The 19065-nt window shown below is 36.9% G+C and carries 20 protein-coding genes; 12 read left to right on the top strand and 8 right to left on the bottom strand.

Going from position 1 to position 19065, the window contains the following annotated elements; genetic code table 11:
- Positions 1–42: 42 nt before the first annotated feature.
- A complete protein-coding gene (gene hemH, locus R2Q16_RS19400; protein ID WP_316739607.1) occupies positions 43–1053 on the top strand; it encodes a ferrochelatase in 1011 nt (336 codons plus the stop codon).
- On the opposite strand, the gene R2Q16_RS19395 is transcribed toward hemH, so the two are convergent.
- Entirely contained in the window at positions 1050–2264 is a 1215-nt protein-coding gene (locus R2Q16_RS19395; protein WP_316739606.1) for a 3-deoxy-D-manno-octulosonic acid transferase, read from the bottom strand. The genes hemH and R2Q16_RS19395 overlap by 4 nt on opposite strands.
- A 66-nt stretch (positions 2265–2330) precedes the next feature.
- On the opposite strand from R2Q16_RS19395, the gene R2Q16_RS19390 reads away from it, so the two are divergent.
- Genes R2Q16_RS19390 through R2Q16_RS19370 form a run of 5 tightly spaced genes read left to right on the top strand, consistent with a single transcriptional unit; the run spans position 2331 to position 6965 of the window.
- Positions 2331–3641, top strand: a complete 1311-nt coding sequence (locus R2Q16_RS19390; RefSeq protein WP_316739605.1) for a UDP-glucose/GDP-mannose dehydrogenase family protein — start codon at positions 2331–2333, stop codon at positions 3639–3641.
- 1 nt (position 3642) lies between these two features.
- On the top strand, positions 3643–4632 hold the full coding sequence (locus tag R2Q16_RS19385) for a UDP-glucuronic acid decarboxylase family protein (RefSeq protein WP_316739604.1): 990 nt from the start codon (positions 3643–3645) through the stop codon (positions 4630–4632).
- A 2-nt stretch (positions 4633–4634) separates the two neighbouring features.
- Complete coding sequence (gene galE, locus R2Q16_RS19380) at positions 4635–5654, top strand: UDP-glucose 4-epimerase GalE (protein ID WP_316739603.1); 1020 nt, start codon at positions 4635–4637, stop codon at positions 5652–5654.
- A complete protein-coding gene (locus R2Q16_RS19375) occupies positions 5655–6209 on the top strand; it encodes a hypothetical protein (RefSeq protein WP_316739602.1) in 555 nt (184 codons plus the stop codon).
- 18 nt (positions 6210–6227) lie between these two features.
- Complete coding sequence (locus tag R2Q16_RS19370; protein WP_316739601.1) at positions 6228–6965, top strand: tyrosine-protein phosphatase; 738 nt, start codon at positions 6228–6230, stop codon at positions 6963–6965.
- Between the two features lie 7 nt (positions 6966–6972).
- Here R2Q16_RS19370 and R2Q16_RS19365 read toward each other — a convergent pair whose 3' ends face one another.
- Together R2Q16_RS19365 and R2Q16_RS19360 are read right to left on the bottom strand one after the other, a co-directional pair.
- A complete protein-coding gene (locus tag R2Q16_RS19365) occupies positions 6973–8205 on the bottom strand; it encodes an ABC transporter permease (protein WP_316739600.1) in 1233 nt (410 codons plus the stop codon).
- A 111-nt stretch (positions 8206–8316) separates the two neighbouring features.
- Entirely contained in the window at positions 8317–8670 is a 354-nt protein-coding gene (locus R2Q16_RS19360) for an iron-sulfur cluster assembly accessory protein (RefSeq protein WP_316739599.1), read from the bottom strand.
- Between the two features lie 92 nt (positions 8671–8762).
- Between R2Q16_RS19360 and R2Q16_RS19355 the strand changes: the two genes are divergently transcribed.
- The 3 genes from R2Q16_RS19355 to dnaA all read left to right on the top strand — a co-directional run bounded on the left by R2Q16_RS19355 (position 8763) and on the right by dnaA (position 12888).
- Positions 8763–9293, top strand: a complete 531-nt coding sequence (locus tag R2Q16_RS19355; RefSeq protein WP_316739598.1) for a hypothetical protein — start codon at positions 8763–8765, stop codon at positions 9291–9293.
- Positions 9294–9454: 161 nt separating this feature from the next.
- Positions 9455–11002, top strand: coding sequence for a methylmalonyl-CoA mutase (locus tag R2Q16_RS19350; protein WP_316739597.1), 1548 nt, complete (start codon positions 9455–9457; stop codon positions 11000–11002).
- 455 nt (positions 11003–11457) lie between these two features.
- Entirely contained in the window at positions 11458–12888 is a 1431-nt protein-coding gene (gene dnaA, locus R2Q16_RS19345) for a chromosomal replication initiator protein DnaA (protein ID WP_056088409.1), read from the top strand.
- A gap of 102 nt (positions 12889–12990) precedes the next feature.
- Here the strand turns inward: dnaA and R2Q16_RS19340 are convergent, their stop codons facing one another.
- The 5 genes from R2Q16_RS19340 to R2Q16_RS19320 all read right to left on the bottom strand — a co-directional run bounded on the left by R2Q16_RS19340 (position 12991) and on the right by R2Q16_RS19320 (position 16047).
- The gene (locus R2Q16_RS19340; protein WP_316739592.1) at positions 12991–13554 is read right to left on the bottom strand and encodes an NUDIX hydrolase; all 564 of its coding nucleotides are present in this window, start codon (positions 13552–13554) and stop codon (positions 12991–12993) included.
- A 25-nt stretch (positions 13555–13579) separates the two neighbouring features.
- The gene (locus R2Q16_RS19335) at positions 13580–13966 is read right to left on the bottom strand and encodes a hypothetical protein (RefSeq protein WP_316739590.1); all 387 of its coding nucleotides are present in this window, start codon (positions 13964–13966) and stop codon (positions 13580–13582) included.
- 198 nt (positions 13967–14164) lie between these two features.
- The gene (locus R2Q16_RS19330; RefSeq protein WP_316739589.1) at positions 14165–14935 is read right to left on the bottom strand and encodes a TPM domain-containing protein; all 771 of its coding nucleotides are present in this window, start codon (positions 14933–14935) and stop codon (positions 14165–14167) included.
- Positions 14936–14938: 3 nt separating this feature from the next.
- Positions 14939–15382 carry a TPM domain-containing protein gene (locus R2Q16_RS19325; protein ID WP_316739587.1) on the bottom strand — a complete coding sequence of 148 codons (444 nt, stop codon included), beginning with the start codon at positions 15380–15382 and terminating at the stop codon, positions 14939–14941.
- Positions 15383–15465: 83 nt separating this feature from the next.
- Positions 15466–16047: a LemA family protein gene (locus tag R2Q16_RS19320; RefSeq protein ID WP_316739585.1), complete on the bottom strand. Its 582-nt coding sequence runs from the start codon at positions 16045–16047 to the stop codon at positions 15466–15468.
- 107 nt (positions 16048–16154) lie between these two features.
- On the opposite strand from R2Q16_RS19320, the gene R2Q16_RS19315 reads away from it, so the two are divergent.
- From R2Q16_RS19315 to R2Q16_RS19305, 3 genes are read left to right on the top strand one after another with little or no spacing between them, the layout of a single operon-like run.
- A complete protein-coding gene (locus R2Q16_RS19315) occupies positions 16155–17696 on the top strand; it encodes an NAD(P)/FAD-dependent oxidoreductase (RefSeq protein WP_316739583.1) in 1542 nt (513 codons plus the stop codon).
- Positions 17697–17729: 33 nt separating this feature from the next.
- Positions 17730–18188: a DinB family protein gene (locus tag R2Q16_RS19310; RefSeq protein WP_316739581.1), complete on the top strand. Its 459-nt coding sequence runs from the start codon at positions 17730–17732 to the stop codon at positions 18186–18188.
- A 5-nt stretch (positions 18189–18193) separates the two neighbouring features.
- Positions 18194–18553, top strand: a complete 360-nt coding sequence (locus R2Q16_RS19305) for a CoA-binding protein (protein ID WP_316739579.1) — start codon at positions 18194–18196, stop codon at positions 18551–18553.
- The last annotated feature ends 512 nt before the right edge of the window (positions 18554–19065 follow it).

The following is a 19065-nucleotide window of genomic DNA, read 5'->3' as shown; positions in this document are numbered from 1 at the left end:
AATAAAAAGGCGATATTTGCGCCACAAAACATATTGTTAATAATGAGCAAGAAAGGAATTTTATTAGTTAATTTAGGTACACCCGATAGTCCGGCAACAGCTGATGTTAGAAAATATTTAGATCAGTTTTTAATGGATGAACGTGTAATTGATATTCCTAAATTTAACAGAACTTTATTGGTTAAAGGTATTATTGTTCCCTTTAGAAGTCCTAAAACTGCGAAATTATATAAAGAAATCTGGAACGAAAATGGCTCGCCGCTATTACATTATAGTAAATTGCAAGCCAAAATGCTTCAAGAGCGATTGGGTGATGATTATCATGTTGAATTAGCCATGCGCTATCAAAGTCCTTCAATAGAATCTGCTTTGGCGAATTTAAAAGCTGGTTTGGTAGAAAGCATTCAAGTCATTCCACTTTTTCCTCAATACGCTTCAGCCAGTACAGGTTCCGTAATGCAACTTGTAATGGAACTGGTTAGTAAATGGCCAACCGTTCCGCCAATTTCATTTATTAACTCGTTTCACGATAATGAATTAATGATTGAAGTTTTTGCTGAAAATGCCAGAAAACACAAGCCTGAAACTTTCGATCATATTTTATTCAGCTTTCATGGTTTGCCAGAAAGACAACTTTTGAAATGCGACCATACCGGAAGTTATTGCTTAAAAAGTGCAGATTGCTGCCAAACCTTAAACGAGACAAACAAATTTTGCTATTCAGCACAAGGGCATGATACGGCAAGACTAATCGCGAACAAACTAGGTTTATCTAAAGAAAATTATACGGTTTGCTTTCAATCAAGATTAGGAAAAGAGCCTTGGGTGCAGCCGTATACAACAGATATTTTAAAGAAATTAGCGGCCGAAGGCAAGAAAAGATTATTGGTGTTTAGTCCTGCGTTTGTTGCCGATTGCTTAGAAACACTTTACGAGATTACGGTTGAGTATCACGAAGAATTTAAAGAATTGGGCGGAGAGCATGTTCAGCTTGTAGAAAGTTTAAACGATAATCCGAAGTTTATTGAGGCTTTAGCTGGGATGGTAAATTAAGATTGCAAAATCTTTTCCAAAATAATTTCAGTAGCACCTTTACTTTCTAAAACATAATTTTTAGCAGCTGCCGCTGATTTTTCATTCCCATTAAAATATTCAAATGCAGCAATTAGCTCTTCTTTTGTAGAGATGCTTTTTGCTGCATCAATTTCAATTAAATCTTTAGCCTCTTGGAATTTATCATATTTTGGGCCAAAAATTACCGGAAGCCCAAAGGCTGCGGCTTCCAATGTGTTATGGATGCCGGCGCCAAATCCTCCACCAATGTAGGCTAATTTTCCATATTGATACAGTGAGGAAAGCATGCCAATGTTATCAATGATTAAAATATTTGATTTTGGTGAAGCAGCATTTTCCAATTGTGAGAAACGAATAGAATGCTCAAACAGTTGCTCAATATTTTGAATATGATTTTCATCTACTTCATGCGGTGCAATGATAAATTTCCAATCTTGATATTTGGTGGCTAGATCGGCAATAAGATTTTCATCTTCAGGCCATGTACTCCCACACACTATTGTTTTTGCATTTTCGCAAAACTGTTTAATGATTGGTAATTGCTTAGGTTGAGCTGCATTTTCAAATACTCTATCAAACCTGGTATCGCCACTAATTGTTGTTGCATCGATACGAATTGAGTTTAAAAGATTTTTACTTTCTTTATTCTGAACGAAAAAATGTGTTACCGATTTTAAAATACTGCGATAAAATCCACCGTAGTTTTTAAAGAAAATCTGGTTTGGCCTAAAAATTCCGGAGATTAAATAAAGCGGAATGTTGTTCTTCTTTAACTCAGCAAAATAGAAATACCAAAATTCATATTTCGTAAAAATCGCCATTTCGGGTTTTACCAATTCAACAAATTTTTTGGCATTTGATTTAGTATCAATAGGTAAATAAAAAATTGCATCAGCAAGGGCATAATTTTTTCTAATCTCGTATCCAGAAGGAGAGAAAAATGTGATAATTATTTTCTTTTGTGGGCTTAACGCCTTTATTTTTTCAAGAACCGGACGACCTTGTTCAAATTCGCCTAATGACGCAAAATGGAACCAGATATTTTCATCATCAGGATTTACTTTTTTAGCTATCTCGCTGAAAATGTGTTTTCTACCAGTAATAAATAACGTTGCTTTTTGATTGAAAAATGAAAAAATCCAAATTAATAAGCTATAAATTCTAATTCCTAATATATAAAGTAAAAGCATTTGTTGGATTTTATTATCTTCGTGCCAAGATAAAACGAAATTACTTAAATTCCCTATAAATATAATATGAAAATAGCTGTAGTAGGTACAGGATATGTAGGTCTGGTTACCGGAACATGTTTAGCAGAAACAGGAAATAACGTTATCTGTGTAGACATAAATGAAGCCAAAGTTAAGAAAATGCAAGAGGGTCAGGTTCCAATTTACGAACCTGGGTTAGACCTTCTTTTTCATAGAAATATAGAACAAGGCAGGTTGCATTTTACAACAAACTTGGCAGAAGCTATTGAGGAAGCGCAAATTATTTTCATGGCTTTACCAACGCCTCCGGGCGGAGATGGTGCAGCAGATCTTTCTTATATTTTAGGCGCTGCAAAAGATATCTCTAAAATTATTAAAGATTATAAAATCATCGTTAATAAATCTACTGTTCCGGTTGGTACAGCTGATAAAGTTAGAGCCGTATTTGTTGAAAATACAACTGTAGAAGTTGATGTGGTTTCTAACCCTGAATTTTTACGTGAAGGTGTAGCGGTTGAGGACTTTATGAAACCTGATCGTGTTGTATTGGGTACTAAAAGCGAACGTGCTAAAAAATTAATGACCGAACTTTATGGTCCTTATGTGCGTCAGGGAAACCCGATTTTGTTTATGGATGAGCGTTCATCAGAATTAACAAAATATGCAGCAAATTCATTTTTGGCAACAAAAATTACTTTCATGAACGAAATTGCAAATCTTTGCGAATTAGTTGGTGCTGATGTTGATGCGGTAAGAAAAGGAATTGGTTCTGATGATAGAATTGGAAAACGTTTCTTATTTCCAGGTATCGGTTACGGCGGTTCTTGTTTCCCGAAGGATGTACAGGCACTGGTTAAGGCAGCTGATGAAAACGTGTACGATTTCCAAATCCTGAAATCGGTAATGGAAGTTAACGAACGCCAAAAAACTATTTTGGTTGATAAGATTTTAAAATATTATAAAAACGATATCCAGGGCAAACATTTTGCGCTTTGGGGTTTAGCTTTTAAGCCAGAAACGGATGATATCCGCGAAGCACCAGCTTTGTATATCATTGATGCCCTGGTTAAAAATGGTGCTACAGTTACAGTTTTCGATCCGGAGGGAATTGAAAATGTTAGAAATTTAATTGGCGATAAGGTAAATTATGCAACCAATCAATATGAGGCACTTGAAAGTGCAGATGCACTATTAATCGCTACAGAATGGTCGGTATTCAGAAATCCAGATTTCGAAACTATGGAATCGACATTAAAAAACAAAGTAATTTTTGATGGACGCAACCTATATGATTTGGAAAAAATGATTGATTTAGGTTATTATTATAACAGTATTGGCCGTAAATTGATAGATTAAGATGAGCACAAAAAGAATATTAATTACCGGAGCAGCAGGCTTTTTAGGTTCGCACCTTTGCGATCGTTTTATAAAAGAAGGTTATCACGTTATTGGGATGGATAATCTGATTACAGGCGATTTATCAAATATCGAGCACCTTTTCCATTTGGAGAACTTCGAATTTTATAATCACGATGTTTCAAAGTTTGTTCATATTCCAGGAGCGTTAGATTACATACTTCATTTTGCATCGCCGGCAAGTCCGATAGATTATTTAAAAATTCCTATACAAACCTTAAAAGTTGGTTCTTTGGGTACGCACAATCTTTTAGGTTTGGCAAGAGCTAAAGGTGCAAGAATGTTAATCGCATCAACTTCTGAAGTGTACGGCGATCCAAGCGTTAACCCGCAACCAGAGGAATATTGGGGTAATGTAAATCCGGTAGGACCAAGAGGCGTTTACGATGAAGCTAAACGTTTTCAGGAAGCGATAACAATGGCTTACCACACTTTTCACGGTGTTGAAACCCGAATCGTAAGAATTTTTAATACGTATGGTCCAAGAATGCGACTAAACGATGGAAGGGTTTTACCTGCATTCATCGGTCAGGCTTTAAGGGGAGAAGATTTAACTGTTTTCGGAGATGGTAGCCAAACCCGTTCTTTTTGTTATGTGGATGATTTGATTGAAGGCATACACCGTTTATTGATGAGTGATTACGCTCAGCCGGTAAACATTGGTAATCCTGATGAAATCACCATCAAACAATTCTGCGAAGAAATCATTAAGTTAACCGGAACATCACAAAAGATTGTTTATAAGGAATTGCCACAGGATGATCCTAAACAACGCAGACCAGACATTACAAAAGCTAAAGCTTTACTTAATTGGGAGCCAAAAGTTGGCAGGGCAGAAGGATTAAAAATTACATACGAATACTTTAAATCGTTGCCAGAAGAAGCTTTGGCAAAAATTGAACACAAAGATTTCCAAAAATATAATCGATAATAATGTCTAAAATTTTAGTTACCGGAGGTACTGGCTATATTGGTTCTCATACGGTTGTTGAACTGCATAACGCAGGTTTTGAAGTAGTGATTGTTGATGATCTTTCAAATTCTGATATTAAAATTTTAGATCAGGTTGAAAAAATTATAGGCTTAAAACCTGAATTTTATCAATTTGATTTATGTGATGAAGCAAAGGTTAAAGCTTTCGCAACTGAGCATTCAGATATTTCAGGAATTATTCACTTTGCAGCTTCAAAGGCAGTAGGTGAATCTGTTCAAAATCCATTAAAATACTACCGCAACAATTTTTTTAGCTTAATTAATCTATTGAATGCTTTCGGTAAAACTAATTTTGTTTTCTCTTCATCTTGTACCGTTTACGGTCAACCGGATAATTTGCCTGTAACCGAATCTGCTGAAGTTAAAAAAGCAGAATCGCCTTATGGCAACACAAAACAAATTGCCGAAGAAATTCTAGTAGAAACCGCTGCTGTATCTCCAGAACTAAATGTTGTCGCTTTGCGTTACTTTAACCCTGTAGGTGCGCATAAAACGGCATTAATTGGCGAGTTACCAAATGGTGTCCCAGCTAATTTAGTTCCATTTATAACGCAATCTGCAATTGGCAAACGTGGTCCAATCACGGTTCATGGCGATGATTACAATACACCTGATGGCAGCGCAATTCGCGATTATATTCACGTTGTAGATTTAGCGAAAGCCCATGTTGCAGCTGTAAAACGCTTGGAATCCGGAGCAGCCGAAAGTAACTATGAAGTATTTAATTTAGGCACAGGAAAAGGTTCTTCAGTTTTAGAAATCATTACCGCTTTTGAAAGCTCTACCGGAGAAAAGCTAAATTACCAAATCGGACCAAGACGCGGCGGTGATATTGAACAAGTTTATGGCGATGTTACTAAATCAAAAGAGGTTTTGAAATGGACAGCTGAACTTGATTTGAATGAAATGATGCGTTCTGCCTGGGAGTGGGAAAAATACATTAAGGCAAATCCTTTTTAAATGAAGCTTGCCGAGCACAAAGACTTAAAAATCGCAATAACGGATTTACCCAATAAAGAAAAGGATAAATTGTTATTGCGATTAATCGCAAAAGATAAAGTGCTTACCGAACATCTCCATTATAAATTATTGGAAGATGAAACCGATTTAGAAGAGCGCAAAGAAATTATTAAGAATACAATTGAAGACCAACTTGCAGAGCTTAAAAAGTTAAATGCTAAAGAAGCCTTGGCAAAAGTTAGGAAGATGATTACGCTCGTAAATCATTTCTATAAAGTTACCAAGGATAACGTTGGCGAGGTAGAGCTGAAAATATTTGTACTTAGTGTTATTCCTTTAGAGTACAAAAAGTCTTTTTTTGGCTATCGCGATTTTGGAATCCTGTTTTCAAGTTTTTACATCAAAACAGTACAGGTTACCGTAAATAAATTCAAAAAACTTCACGAAGATATACAGTTCGATTTAACGGAAAACCTAAATCAATTGCTCAGTAAAATCTATTCATCTAAATTAGCAGCAATTGCAGAATCTTCTGATTTGCCAACAGAAGTTTAAATTATCGCATAGCTTAAAATGTTTGGACTATTCAAGAAAAAAAAAGTAACCCCCGATTTTAACTTTTCTACAATCGGTACCGATATGCATTCGCATATTATTCCTGGTATTGATGATGGTGCACAAAATTTGAAAGATTCTATATTACTGGCTCAAAAATTTAAGGCATTAGGTTTTAAAAAATTGATTGCTACGCCGCACGTAATGGCCGATTATTTCCGTAATACACCCGATACGATTAACCGGGGACTGGATATATTAAGAAAAGGCTTGATTGATGCCGGAATTGATTTAGAAGTTGATGCTGCTGCAGAATATTATCTTGATGAAACGTTGGAAAAGAAGATAAAGCAAAAACAAGTTTTAACTTTTGGTGCGCAATATGTTTTGTTCGAATTGTCTTACATAAACCTACCGCAAAACCTTTTCGAATTTATAAAGCTGATTCAAGATTCTGGTTATACGCCTGTTCTTGCTCACCCCGAAAGGTATCCATACTATTACGCTTCTATCGAGAATTTTCACAAAATAAAAGCGGCTGGATGTTTACTGCAATTAAATTCTATTGCATTAACTGGCTATTATGGAACCGGTGCGAAGAAAATTGCTGATGAAATGGTCGAGCATCATTTGGTTGATTTTATTGGCAGTGATATGCATCATTTAAAACATGCCGCTGCTTTAGAAAATTCATTGTTAACCAACGGGATGAATACTCTAATCACACAACATCAATTGCTTAACAGCACAGTTTAGATATTTTTTACTCGTATCTCAACGCTTCTACAGGGTCTAATCTCGATGCTTTTTTAGCCGGATAATAGCCAGACATTATTCCAACTCCAACGCAGATAACAAAGCCACCGAAAATAAATACCCACGGAATTATAAATGAGCCACCCATCGCGAGCGAAATCAGGTTGCCGATAACGATTCCTAAAAATATGCCGAAAGTTCCGCCCATTAAACAGATAACAACAGCTTCAATTAAAAATTGGCGACGAATAACTTTTGGGTTTGCACCAATGGCTTTACGTATGCCAATTTCCCTTGTTCTTTCTGTTACCGATACCAACATAATGTTCATTAATCCGATTGAGGCACCGATTAACGTAATAATTCCTATCGCAACACCACCAATCGCCACAAAAGCTAAGTTTTCGAATAGTGTTTGAGCAATCGCATCACTTTTAGTGATTTCAAAATTGTTCGGATCGTTAACTTTTACCTTACGGATATTTCTGAATAACGAGGTCGATTCTCCAATTACGGCTTCCTGCATATCGTTCGTTGGCACCATCACGGTAATGGTGTAAGATGGATTTGCATTAGAATTAATTTGTTTGGCCTTTAGCAAAGGAACATAAACGGCTCTATCTCCGCTAAAACCCATACTCGAACCTTTAGCTGCCAAAACGCCAATAATTTTAAAACGGTTGTTTCCAACGTTTATCATTTTATCAGTTGGCTCGGTATCTTTAAATAATTTATCCACAACCTCGCTACCAACAATACAAACATTGCTACCCAGTTGAACTTCCGATTTGCTAAAATTTCTTCCGTTAGATAAGCCCAAGCCTTGTGCCGCTAAACCATTCTCATCAATACCTTGAACATTAATATTTGGATTGGTTTTTAAACTGCCGTTTTTTACGGTAGAGCCGCCACTAGCAAATACACTAACCGCTACAGTTGCCGGTGTATTTAAACTATCCTTAAACTTAACTGCATCTTCGTATCTAATCGCTTTGAATGGTTTTGGTCTTTTTCCTTGTCCGCCAATTCTAATACCTGTACCCCGGTTACGAATGGTAAATGAATTAGCACCCATGCTACTGAAAGCGCTGGTCATGCTCGCTTTTACCGCATCTAAAGTGGTTAAAATACCAACTAAAGCACTCAAGCCAATAGCAATAATTAATGCGGTAAGCATTGTACGTAATCGATTACTTTTGATTGATTGCAGTGCGAGCCTGATATTTTCCCTGTAATTCATTTAGTTTGTTGGAGTTTTACAATTAATAGTGGCAGACAAATATCTATAAAAATAAAAAAGTCCCGATGTTTAGACAAAGGGACTGTGCAATATGTTACAATATTATTTTCTTTATGCCGAAAAACTTGTTCCGCAACCACAAGTGCTGGTTGCATTTGGATTTACAAAGGTAAAACCTCTTGAGTTCAAACCGTCTTGCCAGTCAATCATCATGCCCATTAAGTACATTTGATGTGCTTTGTTCATGTAAACTTTAATGCCTTCGATAAGAAACTCCTGGTCGCCATCTTTTTTCTGGTCAAAACCTAAAACATAGTTCATGCCTGCGCAGCCACCGCCTTCAACACCAACGCGTAAACCGTAATCTTCACTTATCTCTTGCTGATCTCTTAATTTTAATAACTCTTTAGTTGCTCCTTCAGAAAAAGAAACCGGTGCAAATGCTGTATCAACTGTAGTACTCATGTTATTTAAATTTTATCTTTTACAAATATAAATAATAATGTACATTTTTGCTTTTAACGGATGAGTAATATTACCGTATTTAAACAATAGATATGACTGCACAACAAATCATTATAGATGTTATTACCTTATTTGTAGGGATTGCTTTAGCTTTATTTGCCATTTATTATTTAGTTAGAAATGATATTCAACGGTTTTTTAACCTAAAAACTATCGAATTGAATAAGGAAAGCAGAGCACAGCTTTTGCCATTAAGATTACAGGCGCACGAACGTTTGATAATTTTCATTGATAGAATTAATCCCGCAAATTTATTGGTGCGCTTGCATCAGCAGGGAATCGATATTGCTACATTACAAGCAGGAGTTTTAAATGAAATCCGATCTGAATATCAGCATAACATTACCCAACAATTATATGTTAACACTACAACTTGGAATGTGGTACGTAAATTAAAAGACGACACGCTTGGAATGATCAACAATGCTGTACAGGGTTTGCCCGCTGATTCAAATGGAATAGATTTAAGCAAAGCAATTCTCCAACACATGGCTACAATTGATGAAAATCCTTACGATTTAACGATTGAATTGATTAAAAAAGATATACAGCAACTGTTTTAGTTAGTTGTTTGGTTGGTTAGGTGATTAGTTGTTTGGTTAGGGGTTTAGTTGTTATGTAAAAAACTCAATAACCAATAAACCAGGAACCGGAACGAAACAGCTAATAAACCAATAGCCGGACGACCAAAAATCCAAACAACGAAAAAACCAATCAACCAAATATGAGCGATAAAAAACATACCACAACATCGGGCATCGAGATAAAGGAACTCTACACTTCTGCTAAACCGATTGAAGAAAAGCCTGGTGAATTTCCTTTTACACGAGGGATTCAAAAGGATATGTATCGTGGTCGGTTGTGGACGATGAGGCAATACGCTGGTTTTTCAACTGCGGAGGAATCTAACAAAAGATATCATTATTTATTAAAGCAAGGCACAACAGGTTTATCGGTTGCCTTTGATTTGCCCACGCAAATTGGTTACGATTCCGATCATGAAATGGCTGAGGGTGAAGTAGGCAAGGTTGGTGTGGCAATCGATTCGTTAAAAGATATCGAAATTCTGTTTGATGGCATTGAGTTGAAAGACATCACAACATCCATGACTATAAATGCCACAGCTTCTATTTTATTAGCCATGTATATCGCTTTGGCAAAGAAACAGGGTGCAGATTTAAAACAAATTTCTGGAACGATTCAAAACGACATATTAAAAGAATACGCTGCCCGCGGAACCTATATATATCCGCCGAAACCTTCTATGCGATTGATAACCGATATTTTTGAGTTTTGTAGCAGCGAAGTGCCAAAATGGAATACCATCTCCATATCAGGTTATCACATAAGGGAAGCAGGCTCATCAGCTGTGCAGGAATTGGCCTTTACTTTGGCTAACGGCAAAACCTACCTCAAGGCGGCAATTGATAAAGGTTTAGATATTAATGTTTTTGCCAAAAGATTATCGTTCTTTTTTAACTGCCACAACAATTTTTTTGAAGAAATAGCCAAATTCAGAGCCGCCAGAAGAATGTGGGCGAAAATAACAAAAGAACTAGGTGCAACTGATGAGAAGGCACAAATGCTGCGTTTTCATACCCAAACCGGTGGTTCTACTTTAACCGCACAGCAGCCGCTTAACAATGTAATCAGAGTTACAAATCAGGCAATGGCTGCGGTTTTGGGCGGTACACAGTCGTTACATACAAACGGTTATGATGAAGCATTATCGCTCCCAACAGAGGCTGCGGCAAAAATCGCTTTGCGAACGCAACAAATAATTGGTTTTGAAAGTGGTGTAACCGACACGGTCGACCCTTTAGCTGGTTCTTTCTTTGTCGAAAATTTAACCGATGAAGTAGAAGCGGCCGCCTGGAAGTACATCGATAAGATTGATGCAATGGGCGGCTCTGTTAATGCCATAGAAAGCGACTACATGCAAAATGAAATTGCGGGTGCTTCATATCAATATCAAAAAGAAATTGAAAATGGGGAACGAATCTCTGTTGGCGTAAATAAATTCATCCAGGAGGAGGAAGGTTTAACAGAAGTTTTTAATATTGATGATTCGATTAGAAAGCTTCAATCCGAAAAATTGACCAAATTGAAAACCTCCAGAGATAACAAAGCAGTTGAACAGGCGTTAAATAACCTGGAAGAAGCTGCTAATGGAACTCAAAATTTGATGCCATTTATTATTGTGGCCGTTGAAGAATATGCAACACTGGGCGAAATTGCCGATGTGCTTCGTAGAACCTTTGGTGAATATTAGAATTTGAGAAGTTCATACCTGAAATTTTGCATCCAAATTGCCCAAATGGGGTAAATATGACTACAGTATTTTTCTGGCAAATTTTGCATAGCACATTACTGTTTTTCATGTTTTTAATTACAGGTTTGATAATCAGTAGTTTTAGTTGTTTTTGGATTAAATATTTAATAAATTATCAGATTATGGCTTAGAATTTGCTTTTCCGATGCTGATTCGAATAATTGGGTAAAATAGCCTGTAAATCGATTTTGAGTGTGGAAAACCTATGTTAACAAATAGTTATCCACATTAAAAATTTAGGTTAAGGAGGTTAGCTAGCTGCTTATGAATACGTTACAAAATAATTGAAATTTTTGTTTCAAATGTTGATAATTTTCTCAATATTCGTAGTCCCGAAACGGACCACCCCGTAAATTCGAATCGGAACTGTAAACCAATAAATTATAGAAATCGCAATGGAAAAAACTTGTACAGAAGTGTGGAAGAACTGTCTTCAAATTATTAAGGATAATATCCCGAACCAAAGTTTTAAAACTTGGTTCGAGCCTATAACAGCCCTTAAATTGGAAGGTAAGGTTTTAACCATACAGGTGCCAAGTTTGTTCTTTTACGAATGGCTTGAAGAACACTACGTAGGCTTACTCCGAAAGACTGTTAAAAAACAGCTCGGGGAAGATGGTAGGTTAGAATATAATATCGTTGTAGACAAGTCTTCTAATAGCGGAAGTCCTTACACAACAAATATGCCCTCAAACGGAAATGGGGCAGAAGCAAAAGTACAATCAATGCCAATTCCGGTATCGATAAACAAAGACATTAAAAACCCTTTTATTATTCCGGGTTTAAAAAAGTTAAATGTCGATCCTCAATTAAACTCAAATTATACTTTCGAAAATTATATTGAAGGAGATTGCAACCGTTTAGCTCGTTCTGCAGGTTATGCAGTTGCAGCGAAACCTGGAGGTACATCATTTAATCCTTTGATGATTTATGGTGGCGTAGGTTTAGGAAAAACGCACTTAGCGCAAGCAATAGGTAATGAGATTAAACGCAGCATGCCAGATAAACTTGTTATTTATGTAAGCTGCGAGAAATTTTGCCAACAGTTTGTAGATTCATTAAAGAATAATACCATTAATGATTTCGTTAACTTTTATCAGGCAATGGATGTTATCATTATGGATGATGTACACAACTTTGCAGGTAAAGAGAAAACACAGGATATTTTCTTTCACATCTTTAATCATTTACATCAATCGGGTAAACAGGTTATTTTAACTTCTGATAAAGCACCAAAAGACTTGGCAGGTTTAGAGGAACGTTTATTGAGCCGTTTTAAATGGGGCTTATCTGCTGATTTACAAATTCCGGATTTAGAAACCCGTATTGCCATCTTAAGAAAGAAAATGTATGCTGATGGTATTGAATTACCAGGTGAGGTTGTAGAGTACGTTGCGCACAACATTGATAATAATGTACGTGAACTGGAAGGCGCAATGGTTTCATTACTTGCTCAAGCTACCTTGAACAAAAAGGAAATTGATTTAAATCTGGCAAAGCAAATGTTGAAGAATTTCATCAAGAATACTTCAAAAGAGATTTCGATGGAATACATCCAGAAATTGGTTTGCGAATACTTTGAGGTTCCGGTTGATATGGTTAAATCGCAAACCCGTAAACGCGAAATTGTACAGGCTCGTCAGATTTCAATGTATTTATCAAAAAGCCATACAAAATCATCACTAAAAACAATTGGTGCTTTCTTTGGTGGTCGCGATCACAGTACCGTAATCTATGCCTGCCAAACGGTAGAAGATTTAATCGATACAGATAAGAAATTTAAAGCCTACGTTCACGATATTCAAAAGAAATTAAAAATGAGCTAATCATGATAAGCGCATAAAAAAAGCTGAGCAACTTGCTCAGCTTTTTTTATGCGCTTATTTTCAATCTACCGTCATTGCGAGGCACGAAGCAATCTTTGCAAATTATAATGTAGTTTGTAACTTTTCAATTTCTGCCAAACCATAATGCAAGGCCGCAACATGCAAAGCCTGCGCAATTTTATTTTCACTTAGTAATTGCTTTACTTCCTCCACGGTATATTCTTCAACATTTAAAATTTCATGCTCATCTAAATGCTGTTCATGAGTTTTAGTACCTCCTGTTAAAAAATAAGTAAAGGTTTTATTGGTAGATGTTGCCGGATTTGGATAAAGCTCTGCAATGTATTTACAAGTCTTAAAACTGTAGCCGGTTTCTTCAAGCAATTCTCTTTTAATCGCCGTTTCAGGTTCTTCATCTCCATCAATAACACCACCTGGAATTTCCAGTGAAATAATATCTGCCGCATGGCGATATTGGCGAACCATAATTACCTTCCCTTCCTCATTTAGTGCAATTGCATTTACCCAATTCGGATATTCTAAAACGTAATAATCATCCTTAACAACGCCGGTTTGTAACTCGCAGGTATCAACCCTTAATGTTGCCCATTTCTCCCGAACTAAATATTTCGAGGCAATTTTACTCCACTTCTCAATTTCTATCATAAAATCGTAAATCTAAAATCGTAAATTAAATATATTGTTGAATATTATTCTGACGATGAAAATTAACCAAATGAACAATTTTGTGTTTATCTGATAATAATTTATAGATGAGGTTAAGTTTTGGAGCGATGAGTTTATTGCGCTCAGGACTTATTCCTAATTCATAATATAAAAATTCGCTGAGCGAATCTAATTTCTCTGCTGGCAATTCACTTTCTGCTAACCAATTGTTAAACCCATCCAAATCTTGACTTTCTAAAATAGCTTTCGGTAAATGAAAAGCATTTGCAATAGTTTCATCAAAAATACTTTGTGCCTCTGCAAACTTACCCTCTAGTTTAAGCCCCATTATTTTAGCCAAAACCTCAGCCAGCTTCTGAATTTCTGCCGTAATTAAATCTTTCCTATACATTTTTTAGTTCATTAGTCATTTAGAGATAGTTGTCAGTCTGAGCGGAGTCGAAGACCAGTTACAGTTAAGCAAATCGTAATTCGTCAATTTAAAATCGTAATTCAGTTGTTAGTCTGAGCGGAGTCGAAGACCAATTACCAAATAACAATCCTCAGTTAGCCAAATCGTAATTCGTCAATCTAAAATCGTAATTCAGCCCTACCAGCTTCCACTAGAGCCACCGCCTCCGAAGCTTCCTCCGCCGAAACCGCCAAATCCACCACCACCGGATGAACTTCCGCCGCCCCAGCCGCTACCGCCTCCGCCACGACCGCTACCACCAAAAAGCATCGCCCAAAATAAGGCATTTGAAGCACCACGACTTCCGATGATTTCGCCACCATTGCCGCCACCACCTTTTCGCATAATGATTATGATTACGACTACAATAATAATTATAATGGCAATGCTACCAGTACCTCCACCTTTTGATGCTTTAGGTTTATCATTTTTATATTCTCCCCGGGTATATTTTATAATTGAAGTTGTTGCTTCATCAAGGCCTGCATAATAATTGCCATTTCTGAAATTTGGTTTAATATCGTTGTCGATAATTCGCTTTGCATAAATATCTGGTAAGGCACCTTCAACGCCATAGCCGGTTTGGATAGAAATTTTTCTGTCGCCAACAGCAACAACAATCATTATTCCGTTGTTTTTACCGCTTTGCCCAACGCCCCATTTTCTGCCTAATTCTACTGCATACTCATTAATATCATAATCACCAACTGATTTTAAAACCGCAACGGCAATTTGTGTAGAAGAAGAATCATCGAAGGCGACCAGCTTTCTTTCTAAATTATCTTTTTGTTCGGCAGATAAAACACCAGCGTAATCATTTACGAGCGTATTCGGCTTTGCCGGAAAATCCTGTGCAAATGCAAACAAGCACAATAAACTGAAAACAGATAATAGGAATATTTTTTTCATCACTTATATGTTTTCTTGTTTATCGATGTAAATAATATCATTAGGCAATTCATTAATATCGCCCGTTTGGTAAGGGAAAAATAATGCTAATTTTTCTCCTGCTAAGGCTATACCGGCAATTATTCCATCAGCAAGGTTTCCATTGGCAAAATGTGCACGCATGGCAATTTTAGTCGTTTCCCAGAAATTAGCAGGTACAACTCGATTAATTCCGCTATCGCCAACAATGGCAAATTTATGATCGGCATGAGCCAGATAAATTAAAACACCATTATGCTGTGCGGTTTTGTCCATATCTAGCTTGGTAAAATAGTCTACAGCTTTTTCATAAACATCACCTTCACAATGTTTATCTATGGCAATTCTAATTTCTCCTGATGTAGCTTTTTCGGCCTCAGCAATTGCATGTGCAATTCTATCTTGTTCAATATCAGAAAATAACGACATGATTTTATTTTAGGTTTAATTAAAAAGGGTAACAGATATTTATGAAATAAACACCCATTACCCTTAAATGTATTTACAGAATTTTAGAACTCTACTTTAGGTGCGTCTTTAGCGGTTGCATCTGCTTCGAAGTAGCCTTTAGCCTTAAACCCAAACATACCTGCAGTTAAATTATTAGGGAAAGATCGTACTTTACCGTTGTACTCTTGTACGGCATCGTTAAAATCTTTACGGGCAACAGTAATCCTATTTTCGGTGCTTTCTAACTGCGCAGATAAATCACTGAACTGTTGTGTAGCCCTTAATTCAGGATATGCCTCCGTAATAGAAAGTAATTTTCCTAAAGCCTGGCTTAACTGACCTTGTGCAGCCTGATATTTCTGAATGTTTTCAGGTGTCAAATCATCCGCATTAACAGTCATTTGTGTTGCTTTTGCACGAGCTTCTACAACCGCAGTTAAAGTACCTTGCTCAAATTTTGCTGCACCTTTAACTGTACTTACTAAATTCGGAATTAAATCTGCTCTTCTTTGGTATTGGGTTTGAACAGTTCCCCATTTAGATTTTACATTTTCATCAAGCTTAACCATGCTGTTGTAACCGCATGAACTTAACGTGCTAACTGCAATAACAGCAGCTAAAATTCCAAATACTAATCTTTTCATTTTTATGGTTTTTGTGTTTTGATTCAATCGAATTTTCTTCAATTTACAAATAAGATTACAAAATCTGTACCTTTGTTACAATTCGGGATAAAAACCTGACAACTTGTATGCAAAAAGATATCGAGATTACATTGCTCCCGCACCAGGTAGAGCAAATCGAAACCATTAATCAAAAACTCGAGGAGGCTTTAAAAATACCACAAAAGCGTATAAAAGGCTTCGAGATTCTGAAAAGGTCAATCGATGCCCGTTCCCGAAAAGTTATTTTTCGTCTGCAGGTAAAAGTTTATATTGATGAAAATCCACAGGTAGAAATTTATACCGTAAACTATCAAAATGTCAGTAATGCGAAGCCTGTTTTAATTATTGGCGCTGGTCCCGCCGGGTTATTTGCCGCTTTACAATGCATCGAGAACGGTTTAAAGCCAATCATTATCGAGAGGGGTAAAGATGTTAAGCAACGAAGGAGAGATTTAGCTGCAATCAATAAACAAGGTCTAGTAAATACCGAATCGAATTATTGCTATGGCGAAGGTGGTGCAGGAACTTATTCTGATGGTAAATTATATACACGTTCCAATAAAAGGGGCGATATCAATAAAGTACTTCAGGTTTTTGTAGACCATGGTGCCGAAAAGGACATTATCATTGATGCCCGGCCGCACATCGGAACCAATAAGTTGCCTCATATTATTACATCCATAAAAGAAACCATATTAAATGCTGGTGGTGAGGTGATGTTTGATAGCCAAATGACCGATATTATTATCGAATTTGGACAAATTAAAGGTATTGAAATCAATTTTGAAGATAAATTATTTGCAGATAATATAATACTCGCAACCGGACACTCGGCCAGAGATGTGTATGAATTATTGCACAGCAAAAACATCCTAATCGAAGCAAAGCCATTCGCATTGGGTGTTCGGATAGAGCATCCACAACAAATTATCGATTCAGCACAGTACCATTGCGATACCCGTTCTGAGTTTTTACCACCAGCATATTACAGTTTGGTAGAGCAAGTAGGCGCCCGTGGCGTATTCTCTTTCTGTATGTGTCCTGGAGGCATTATTGCACCATGCGCAACTGGCGAAAACGAAATCGTAGTAAACGGTTGGTCGCCATCTAAAAGAAATAACCCATATGCCAATTCAGGTACCGTAGTACAAGTTACGCTAAATGATGTTCAAGGTTACGACCCGCTGCGGATGTTAAATTTTCAATCAGAGATAGAAAAACTCGCTTTTGAAGCTGGTGGCGGTAATTTAGTGGCGCCAGCACAGCGGATGATGGATTTCGTAAACAATAAGCTATCCATTGATTTGCCTAAAAATTCATATTTACCCGGAACAAAAAGTGTAATGCTCGATAATATACTGCCCGCCTTTGTATCGGATAGTTTAAAATCATCACTTCCATTATTCGGAAAAAAGATAAAAGGCTATTACACAAACGAAGCAATTTTGGTAGGAGTAGAGAGTCGTACCTCATCTCCGGTTCGTATCCCTCGCGATAAAGAAACCTATCAGCACCCGCAAATAAAAGGTTTATATCCTTGTGCAGAGGGGGCAGGCTATGCAGGCGGAATTGTATCGGCTGCAATTGATGGCATAAACTGTGCAAATGCTATCCTGAATGTAAAATAGCAAACATTATATATTTTGGCTTGTTCTTAAAGGATGTTTAATATAACCAGCGAAATACAGAAAGCCTTTAATGGAGATGCCTGGCACGGTAATCATGTCATGCAAACGCTCAACAACGTGAAGCCCGAAAACGCATTTACCCATTTTATTCCAAATGCACATTCAATTGCAGAAATTGCGTTGCATTTAACCGCGTGGACAGAAGAAGTAACATCACGTCTTCTAGGCAATGTTGCAGGCGAACCCCAGATTGGCGATTGGCCTGAGCCTTTAGAGCAATCAGCTCAGGCTTGGGAGCGGATTATTTTCAACTTTAAAATCGCAAATGAAGAACTCATTCGCCATTGCGAAACGATTAAACAAGCAAACTGGAATGATGAAGTGGAAAAATCAGCATTAGGTACTAATCTTACCAATATGGAACTGCTAAACGGACTTATTCAGCACCACGCCTATCATTCAGGTCAAATTGCATTACTTTCAAAATTTTAAACAAAATGAAAAAGACATTAATCATAGGCGCTTCGCCAGATGCTTCACGTTATGCCTATAAAGCTGCGCATATGCTAACCAGATTTAACCACGAAATTGTTAATGTAGGCATTAAAAGGGGCGAAGTCGCCGGTGTGGCAATTGAAAAACAAGGCGAAGTGCATACAGATATCGATACGGTAACCCTTTACATCGGACCAGCTTTGCAACCGCAATACTACGATTACATAATAGATACCAATCCAAAACGTGTAATCTTTAATCCTGGTACCGAAAATTATGAGCTCGAAAAATTATTAGATCAACATAATATCGAACCAATCCGTGCTTGTACACTTGTGCTTTTAAGTACAGGGCAATACTAATTTAAAATTTTTAATTACCAATACACAATATTCAATTACCAATTTTCAAAATTCAATAAGCAATATTCAATTATCAAAAGCAGGGCGTGTACCTTAAATGTCCTTGTATACCTTAAAGATAGTAAAAAGCGTAATTTGAAATATTAGTAAAGCAATTTCTGCTCCTTTATTAAAGTCCGTCCCGCCCTCCATTCCAAATCCTCGTTTCGCTGCGCTGCACTTGCGGGTTTTCCATTAGGGTCGGGTTTATTTAACCTGGGCCGGTACTCCAAATCCTGTTGTCGCCGCACCAACCTGATGGTTAATTATTAATGGTTTTTAGACTGGAAATTCAAAACGGAGTACTTTTTCAATGTTTTTAGACATATCATGTGGTAAATATTATCGGCAATGTGCAGTTAAATCCCTTAAAATCTGCGGTATTTATCTGCGGAAATCAGCGGGAAAGCCTTTAAATCGGTCAAACCTGGCCACTAATCACTGTCAACTGACGACTAAAAACTGGCCACTGA

The organism is Pedobacter aquatilis (assembly GCF_032678425.1).
Classification (GTDB): Bacteria; Bacteroidota; Bacteroidia; order Sphingobacteriales; family Sphingobacteriaceae; genus Pedobacter; species Pedobacter aquatilis_B.
The sequence above is the reverse complement of the archived record's forward strand: the minus strand, read 5'-3'. Positions and strand labels throughout refer to the sequence as shown.

Bases quoted from the DNA above. Each gene is read 5' to 3' on its own strand.
- hemH (WP_316739607.1), top strand. From the start codon at position 43: ATGAGCAAGAAAGGAATTTTATTAGTTAATTTAGGTACACCCGATAGT.
- R2Q16_RS19395 (WP_316739606.1), bottom strand. From the start codon at position 2,264: ATGCTTTTACTTTATATATTAGGAATTAGAATTTATAGCTTATTAATT.
- R2Q16_RS19390 (WP_316739605.1), top strand. From the start codon at position 2,331: ATGAAAATAGCTGTAGTAGGTACAGGATATGTAGGTCTGGTTACCGGA.
- R2Q16_RS19385 (WP_316739604.1), top strand. From the start codon at position 3,643: ATGAGCACAAAAAGAATATTAATTACCGGAGCAGCAGGCTTTTTAGGT.
- galE (WP_316739603.1), top strand. From the start codon at position 4,635: ATGTCTAAAATTTTAGTTACCGGAGGTACTGGCTATATTGGTTCTCAT.
- R2Q16_RS19375 (WP_316739602.1), top strand. From the start codon at position 5,655: ATGAAGCTTGCCGAGCACAAAGACTTAAAAATCGCAATAACGGATTTA.
- R2Q16_RS19370 (WP_316739601.1), top strand. From the start codon at position 6,228: ATGTTTGGACTATTCAAGAAAAAAAAAGTAACCCCCGATTTTAACTTT.
- R2Q16_RS19365 (WP_316739600.1), bottom strand. From the start codon at position 8,205: ATGAATTACAGGGAAAATATCAGGCTCGCACTGCAATCAATCAAAAGT.
- R2Q16_RS19360 (WP_316739599.1), bottom strand. From the start codon at position 8,670: ATGAGTACTACAGTTGATACAGCATTTGCACCGGTTTCTTTTTCTGAA.
- R2Q16_RS19355 (WP_316739598.1), top strand. From the start codon at position 8,763: ATGACTGCACAACAAATCATTATAGATGTTATTACCTTATTTGTAGGG.
- R2Q16_RS19350 (WP_316739597.1), top strand. From the start codon at position 9,455: ATGAGCGATAAAAAACATACCACAACATCGGGCATCGAGATAAAGGAA.
- dnaA (WP_056088409.1), top strand. From the start codon at position 11,458: ATGGAAAAAACTTGTACAGAAGTGTGGAAGAACTGTCTTCAAATTATT.
- R2Q16_RS19340 (WP_316739592.1), bottom strand. From the start codon at position 13,554: ATGATAGAAATTGAGAAGTGGAGTAAAATTGCCTCGAAATATTTAGTT.
- R2Q16_RS19335 (WP_316739590.1), bottom strand. From the start codon at position 13,966: ATGTATAGGAAAGATTTAATTACGGCAGAAATTCAGAAGCTGGCTGAG.
- R2Q16_RS19330 (WP_316739589.1), bottom strand. From the start codon at position 14,935: ATGAAAAAAATATTCCTATTATCTGTTTTCAGTTTATTGTGCTTGTTT.
- R2Q16_RS19325 (WP_316739587.1), bottom strand. From the start codon at position 15,382: ATGTCGTTATTTTCTGATATTGAACAAGATAGAATTGCACATGCAATT.
- R2Q16_RS19320 (WP_316739585.1), bottom strand. From the start codon at position 16,047: ATGAAAAGATTAGTATTTGGAATTTTAGCTGCTGTTATTGCAGTTAGC.
- R2Q16_RS19315 (WP_316739583.1), top strand. From the start codon at position 16,155: ATGCAAAAAGATATCGAGATTACATTGCTCCCGCACCAGGTAGAGCAA.
- R2Q16_RS19310 (WP_316739581.1), top strand. From the start codon at position 17,730: ATGTTTAATATAACCAGCGAAATACAGAAAGCCTTTAATGGAGATGCC.
- R2Q16_RS19305 (WP_316739579.1), top strand. From the start codon at position 18,194: ATGAAAAAGACATTAATCATAGGCGCTTCGCCAGATGCTTCACGTTAT.